The sequence below is a fragment of the Pantoea sp. GbtcB22 genome, assembly GCF_019091025.1.
Classification (GTDB): domain Bacteria; phylum Pseudomonadota; class Gammaproteobacteria; order Enterobacterales; family Enterobacteriaceae; genus Pantoea; species Pantoea leporis.
The window spans coordinates 1-231 of the sequence record NZ_JAGXKB010000977.1; the positions used below are offsets into that span (position 1 = coordinate 1).

A 231-nucleotide genomic window follows, 5' to 3' on the forward strand; every position below is an offset into this window, starting at 1 on the left:
CCAGGTGAACGTGGACCTGCAGAAGATAGTGACGGAGCAGGGAGAAGATTACTGGGAGATTAACCCGAAAGGACAAGTGCCGGCGCTGCAGTTTGACGATGGCAGCATCCTGTCCGAAGGCGTGGCGATTGTGCAATATCTGGCGGATCTCAAGCCGGTTCGCCATCTGCTGGCACCGACCGGCAGCCTGACGCGCTATCACACGCTGGAGGGGGTGGGGTTTGTCAGCAG

The 231-nt window shown here is 59.3% G+C and carries 1 protein-coding gene; it reads left to right on the top strand.

The features are described from left to right. Positions 1–231, top strand: a 231-nt coding sequence (locus tag KVT28_RS27245) for a glutathione S-transferase N-terminal domain-containing protein (protein ID WP_217551466.1), incomplete at both ends; no start/stop codon positions are given.